Here is a 6186-nt window from a genome sequence, read left to right as displayed (position 1 = left end):
GGTCCGCAACCAGCACGGCAATGCCGTAGGCGTGTCCGGGACTGGCCCCGATCCCTTCAAGCAGCGGACGGGTTCGTACCAGCACATCGGGTTCGAAAGCGGGTCGCAGCAGCTTCTTGAGCTGCTCGACGCTGACCCGCTTCAACGCCGCGGCACGGCCCAGCATGCCTTCGTCGACCAGCTCGGTGGCAATCCGGACGGCCGCTGCCGCTGTCCGCTTGGCAGGGCGGACCTGCAGGAAATAGAGGCGGTCGCCTTCGACGGTGAACTCGATGTCCACCGCGTCGCCGTACATCTCCTCGAGGCGATGCCCGTGGTCGGCCAATTCGCGGTGATGGGCCTCGGACAGCCCGCCGGGTGCCCCGAGCGGCGACGGCGTGGCAGAGCCGGACACCAGGTCCTCGCCCTGGCGGCCGGCGAGAAACTCGCCGTACAACTCGCGCGCACCGGTGTTCGGGTTGCGGGTGAAGGCGACTCCGGAGCCCGAGCGGCTGTCCAGGTTGCCGAAGACCATCGCTTGCACGGTTACTGCGGTCCCCAGTTCGTCGGAGATCTTGTGGTGCGCGCGATAGGCGCGCGCGCGCCGGCTGTCCCAGGACTCGAACACGGCGGCGATTGCCCGACGCAGTTGCCAGGCCGGATCGGCGCTGACCTCGTTGACGCCTTGCGCAACGATCGCGCCGAGAACGGCGGTCTCCAGCCGGAGGAAGTTCTCCTCGGAGGGCTCACGGCGCGTCTGGTCCAACAGCGATACAACCGCGTGCTCGATCACCTCGGCCTCCAGGTCCAGCACGATCTCGGCGAACATGCGCCAGAAGCGCACCCAGGTGTCGACGGCAAAGTCGGCGTTGCCGGTCTCCTGCGCCAGGCGCTGCGCGCCACGACAGGTGATGCCCAGGTTCAGTACCGTGTCCATCATGCCAGGCATGCTGACCTGCGACCCCGACCGCACGGATACGAGCAGCGGCAACGCGCTCAGACCGCCGAACGAGCGGCTGGTGTGACCCTCGAGCACGCGCATCGCACGATCGACCTGGGGCATCAGGTTCTCTGGCAGATCGCCGGAATCGCGGAAGGCGCGGTAGGCGTCCGTGCCGATGACGAAAGCCGGCGGAACGGGAATACCAGCGGCGGCCATGCGTGCCAGTCCCGCGGCCTTGCCACCGAACTTCGCCGTGTCCATGCCGTCGATCTCCTGGATCAGGTGGACAAGGCTGGGAACGTCGACGGCTGGGGCCGACGTGGCGGAGCACTGCGCTTTCATATTGTGCTCTCCTGGCGCGGGCACATTCCAGAGCCACTCTCGGTGGCACGCATCACGGCCACGTCGTAGATGTCCCAGGCAAGGTGGCATTGGAGGTCGTTCGGCTCGGGGATCGTGAACGGGTCGCACAGCACATTCGCCCTGCTGACCTTCATGAGGGTCTCGCCCTGCGTGCGCGCCTTCATCATGCGGTGGCCGAGGACTCCATCCCGGACGTGCGGCACGTCCCCGAAGATGCCGATGTAGGTCTGGTCCTGCAAGCGAAGCCCGTCGTCGGCGGGCTGGTTGCGGTTGTGTTTCTGTTTCTGATAGTCCATGTGTTGTCTCCGATCGTTGTTGTTAGTCCACCAGCACCACCTGCCCCAGCTCGGCTGCCCTCGCCAGCTGAACTGCCCGCGCTTGTCGTCAGCGCCGTCTTTCTCATCATTCGAAGCGCGAATCGCTGTCCTTCAGGTACGCCATAATCGCGCAGGAGATCTAGAACTCGCGCGAGCGGATGCCGAGGTGCGACTCTGGGGCGCCCGACAACGTGATTGCACCCCTACACCCATCCTCAGCGCCGGAGCGAAGAAGATCGTCCGGATTCTTCGAGATCTCGAAGCTGTTGAAGCCTTCCGAAATGACTTCACGGTATCTCCCTGGTCTTGGGGCAGGGAGGGTGTTCGCTCGAGGAGCCCTCGACATCTAGGCGATCTGTTGTGTGCCGCTCAGTGGTCTCCTTCCTTTAGGATTCGTCGCAGCGAAGACATCAGCTCGGTGGGTGTGGCCGAGCCGGACACGGCCGATGCCGTGCCGGCGCCGTATGCCGCAGGGGCCGTCGCGGCGGCGATCTGCACGCGGGTGTGAAGCTGGCGTTCGCGGCGACGGCGCGCCACCTCTCCCAAAGGGTCGCCCGTGATTGGCGTGGCCGCAGCGCGGATGGCCGGCGCCGGTGCTGGAGGCAATCCGCAGCTGTCGGCCGACCCGCTCGAGCAGCCGCAACTCGCCGCAGGCGCATCGGCGTCGCGCAGCCAGGCGACCAGTTCCTGCGGCCACAGCGCCACCCGCTCGGCGCCTGCATCGAGCAACTGGCGTTCGCTGTGCATGCCCCAGGTTACGCCGATCGCGCGGATGCCGGCTTCGCGGGCCTCCCGGACGTCTCCGACGGTGTCGGTGACCAACACGACATCCTGCGCCTGCAGCGACGCCTGGCTGCCTTCGCCATCGTTATAGGCTGGCGAGCAGGTGCGTTGCACCGCGTAGCGATGGTCGCCGAGGAAACGGCGGATCGAAACCGACTTGCGCGGCTCCACGTCACCTGAGAAGACGTGCGAGAAGCAGTTGGCCAGATCGGCACCGACCAGAATGCGACGGATCGCCTCGATGCCGTTCGTCGAGATGACGGCCAGCGTGCTGTGAGGCGCCAGCGCGCGCACCACGTCGACCATGCCCGGGATCAGTGCCGGGTGGTAGCGCGTGCGCAGCAGTTCCATGAAGTGTGCCTTGACAGCCGCGGCGCGCTGCGGATCGGGGCAGAGCTTGGCCAGGGACTCGAAGAAGTTGCCTTCGAAGGCCCGGAAGAAGGCCTCGCGCGAGTCGATCCCGAGTGCGAACGCGAGATTCGTCTCAGAGAACAACTGCCATGACGCGGCTCGCGTGTCGACGAGCGTGCCATCGAGGTCGAACAGGATCGCGCGGGTCACGGCGTACCTCGGCTCCTTTCGGTTCGTGGGACGCGCCCGCGAATCGCCACGCTTCTGTGATCCGCGCTCCGCGATGCCGGTCCCGACGCCGCGCTCGCTGCTGGACAGTCCGCTTCCCAGGGCGCGACGGCGCGGCCCGAATTCATGCAGATCGTGGAGCTGACGACGCCGGGGTTCGGCCGGAAGAGCGCATACACGCCCACGTTCAGCTTCTGCTCGGCGCTGACGAAGCCGAATGAGTTCGTCTCAGCCGAAGTCGGGTCCGAGTCGGTGACGTGGAATTCCGCGTCCTGATCCTTGATCACGTCTTGTCTCCGTTTGGTCCCTGCGCACGCGGGCTCGTTCTTGCGAACTCTGTGGCAACTCTAGGGGCGGCGAACGGCGGCCACCATGGCCGGCATGGATAACGGATTCCGCCTTTGATTTTCCACGGTGGCTAATGACGCCGCACTGCGCGACAGCTACCGTTCAGTCCATTCCTAGAACAGATACGGAGACAGACACGATGCAGCTGGCTCGCGTGCGCGGCAACGTTGTCGCATCGATCAAGGCCGCCGGGCTGGCATCGCACAAGCTTCTCTTGCTCGAGCCCGTGCGGGCCTCGGCACCGCTGGACGATGGCGACCGCGTCGAACCGTCTTCCACCTACGTCGCGATCGACCTGGTCGGCGCCGGCTTTGGGGAGATCGTGCTCGTGACGCTCGGCAGCGCCGCGCGCGTCGATTCGGACGGACACAACGCTCCCACCGACGCCGCCATCGTAGCCATTGTCGACTCGGTTCAGTTCGACGGCGAAACCACTTTCCAGAAGCGCTAGGCCGCTGGCGCACTTTCAACCCCCGAAGGAGATGCTGAAATGGCAACGAACCCCACCACGACCGGCGTGGTCAACGAGGGCCCGCGCGGCGCGCTCGGGCTGATCGAGACCAAGGGCCTGGTCGGCGCGATCGAGGCCGCCGACGCGATGGTCAAGGCGGCCAACGTGCGGCTGGTCGGGCGCGAGCAGATCGGTGGCGGCCTTGTCACCGTGATGGTGCGCGGCGACGTCGGCGCGGTGAAGGCCGCGACCGATGCCGGCGCGGCCGCTGCCGGGAAGATTGGCGAGATCGTCTCGGTGCACGTGATCCCGCGCCCGCACGAAGACGTTGAAGGCATCCTGCCCAAGCCGCGCTGATGCGCTTGCGCAATGGCGACAAGCGTTCGCGAAAGGGCGCGCGACTGCCTGCGCACCCTGTGGGCGATACGGCACTGCCACGACCACAAGTTCAAGGCGATCGTCCGCGGCCTGATCCGCGAAGACGTCGCCCGGCTTCGCGGGTTGCAGCAGCCGACGAGCAGCAGGTGACGATGTGACCGACTTCAACTTCCTAGATCCAGAACTCGTGGCGATCGGCGAGGCGCGCACCAAGGCGCAGCTCGCCCGCCAAGCCTTCGAGGCCTTCCAGGGTGTCACCCAGGAGCAGGCCGACCGAATCGTCGATGCCATGGGCCATGCTGCCGAGGTGGCCGCGGCGGAACTGGCGCGCCTGGCGGTCGATGAGACCGGCTACGGGGTGTACGAGCACAAGATCCTCAAGAACCTCTTTAACGCCAAGTTCTGCGCGCATGCGATGAAGAAAATGCGCACTTTGGGCGTGCTGTGGACCGACGAGGTGGCACGCGTGACGGCGATCGGCGCGCCGATGGGCGTGATCGCCGCGATCATCCCGGTGACCAATCCCACCTCGACGACGATCTTCAAGTGCCTGGCGGCGGTCAAGGCGGGCAACGCGATCGTCTGCGCGCCGCATCCGCGGGCGGCGAAGTGCTGCGTGCGGACCGTGGAGATCATGGCCGAGGCGGCCGAGCGCGCCGGCGCGCCGATCGGCCTGCTGCAGTGCCTGTCGGGCGGCCAGCTGCCCGCCACGCGCGAGTTAATGGCGCACCGCGACACCGCGCTCGTTATGGCGACCGGCGGGGCTGCGATGGTCCGGGCCGCCTACTCCTCGGGCAAGCCGACGCTGGCCGTCGGCGCCGGCAACGTCCCGGTCTACATCCATCGTTCGGTGGCGGACGTGTCGGAAGCGGCGCTGATGGTCATCACGTCGAAGTCGTTCGACAACGGCACCGCCTGCGTTGCGGAGCAGTCGGTGGTGCTCGATGAGCCGATCGCCGACGCCGCCATCCAGGCCTTCGAGCAGCACGGCACCGTGTTCCTCGACGCCGAGCAGCAGCGCCGGCTTACCGAGTTGTTGTTTATTGGACGCGGGGCGCTCAATCCGGAGGCCGTCGGTCAGACCGCGATCACGCTTGCCCGGCGCATCGGCATGAACGTGCCACCCGGGACGAAGGTGCTCGGCGCCGCGCTGGACGACGTGGGCCCCCAGACACCGCTGTCGGCCGAGATCCTCGGACCCGTGCTGTCGTTCTATCGGACACGCGATCTTGGCGCAGCGCATCAGCGCTGCCGCGAGGTGTTGGCCTTTGGCGGCGAGGGTCACACGCTCGGTCTGCACGGCCAGGACGCCGAGATGGTCGCACGCATGTCGGAACTGCCGGCCTCGCGCGTCGTCGTCAACACGCCGAGCCTGCTCGGCGGAATGGGGTTCAGCGCCGGGACCGACCCGTCGTTCATGCTGGGCACGGGCACCTGGAGCGGCTCGATCGTGTCGGACAACGTGACACCGATGCACCTCATCAACATCAAGCGCGTCGCCCACCAGAACCGCCCCTGGCGCGACATCTACTTGCCGACGATGGGGCTGTAGATGCTCAGTCGAACCCGGGCCGACACTGGATTGGCGCATGCGCAGCGCTTCCTGGACAGCGCTGCCGTGCGGCTGCGCGAGCCATCGAAGCCGAAGGGGCCGCTGCGTTTTGGGGTCGACCTCGGCACGGCGACTATCGTGATCGCTGCCGTGGACGCGCAGGGCGAGCCCGTCTACTGGGATTTCGTCCGCGCCCAGGTCGTCCGCGACGGAGTCGTGGTCGACTTTCATGGCGCAGTACAGGCGGTACGGCAGTTGAAGGCCAGCAGTGAATCGGCACTCGGCACGCAGATCGAAGCAGCGGCGACCGCGCATCCGCCGACGGTGCCGGTGAGCGACTGCCGTGCCTGTGCCTTCGTGCTTCAGCAGGCGGGGATCGATTGCCGCAGCCTGGTCGACGAAGTCACTGCGGCGAACGCCATTCTGCAAGTCAAAGACGGTGCGGTGGTGGACGTCGGTGGCGGCTCGACCGGTGTCGGCGTCTTCCGTGGCG

General features: G+C 66.9%; 7 protein-coding genes and 1 pseudogene. 4 read left to right on the top strand and 4 right to left on the bottom strand.

Annotation, left to right across the window (positions count from 1 at the left end; genetic code table 11):
• The 4 genes from AB7U92_RS19975 to AB7U92_RS19960 all read right to left on the bottom strand — a co-directional run.
• Positions 1 to 1264: PEP/pyruvate-binding domain-containing protein (locus tag AB7U92_RS19975; RefSeq protein ID WP_428581034.1), on the bottom strand; the 1264-nt coding region annotated here is incomplete at its 3' end.
• Positions 1261 to 1581, bottom strand: a complete 321-nt coding sequence (locus AB7U92_RS19970; RefSeq protein WP_128003328.1) for a hypothetical protein — start codon at positions 1579 to 1581, stop codon at positions 1261 to 1263. The genes AB7U92_RS19970 and AB7U92_RS19975, both read right to left, overlap by 4 nt.
• A gap of 390 nt (positions 1582 to 1971) precedes the next feature.
• Positions 1972 to 2946, bottom strand: a complete 975-nt coding sequence (locus AB7U92_RS19965) for an HAD family hydrolase (protein ID WP_128003329.1) — start codon at positions 2944 to 2946, stop codon at positions 1972 to 1974.
• Positions 2943 to 3251: a hypothetical protein gene (locus tag AB7U92_RS19960; protein ID WP_205854957.1), complete on the bottom strand. Its 309-nt coding sequence runs from the start codon at positions 3249 to 3251 to the stop codon at positions 2943 to 2945. Before AB7U92_RS19960 ends, AB7U92_RS19965 begins: the two co-directional genes overlap by 4 nt.
• Positions 3252 to 3451: 200 nt before the next feature.
• Here AB7U92_RS19960 and AB7U92_RS19955 point away from each other — a divergent pair, with 200 nt between their 5' ends.
• From AB7U92_RS19955 to AB7U92_RS19940, 4 genes and pseudogenes are all read left to right on the top strand, one after another.
• Positions 3452 to 3763, top strand: coding sequence for a EutN/CcmL family microcompartment protein (locus AB7U92_RS19955; RefSeq protein ID WP_428581029.1), 312 nt, complete (start codon positions 3452 to 3454; stop codon positions 3761 to 3763).
• 39 nt (positions 3764 to 3802) lie between these two features.
• Entirely contained in the window at positions 3803 to 4120 is a 318-nt protein-coding gene (eutM, locus tag AB7U92_RS19950) for an ethanolamine utilization microcompartment protein EutM (protein WP_128003331.1), read from the top strand.
• A gap of 175 nt (positions 4121 to 4295) precedes the next feature.
• Entirely contained in the window at positions 4296 to 5693 is a 1398-nt protein-coding gene (locus tag AB7U92_RS19945) for an aldehyde dehydrogenase family protein (protein WP_128003332.1), read from the top strand.
• Positions 5694 to 6186, top strand: a pseudogene (locus tag AB7U92_RS19940) (ethanolamine utilization protein EutJ); the annotation flags it as partial.

The organism is Piscinibacter sp., from assembly GCF_050175855.1.
Classification (GTDB): Bacteria; Pseudomonadota; Gammaproteobacteria; order Burkholderiales; family Burkholderiaceae_C; genus Piscinibacter.
Note: the sequence above shows the minus strand (reverse complement) of the source record. Positions and strands in the feature narration are given on the sequence as shown.

What these genes read in the sequence shown, in the direction of transcription:
- AB7U92_RS19970 (WP_128003328.1), bottom strand. Translation starts at nt 1,581, where the DNA reads ATGGACTATCAGAAACAGAAACACAACCGCAACCAGCCCGCCGACGAC.
- AB7U92_RS19955 (WP_428581029.1), top strand. Translation starts at nt 3,452, where the DNA reads ATGCAGCTGGCTCGCGTGCGCGGCAACGTTGTCGCATCGATCAAGGCC.
- eutM (WP_128003331.1), top strand. Translation starts at nt 3,803, where the DNA reads ATGGCAACGAACCCCACCACGACCGGCGTGGTCAACGAGGGCCCGCGC.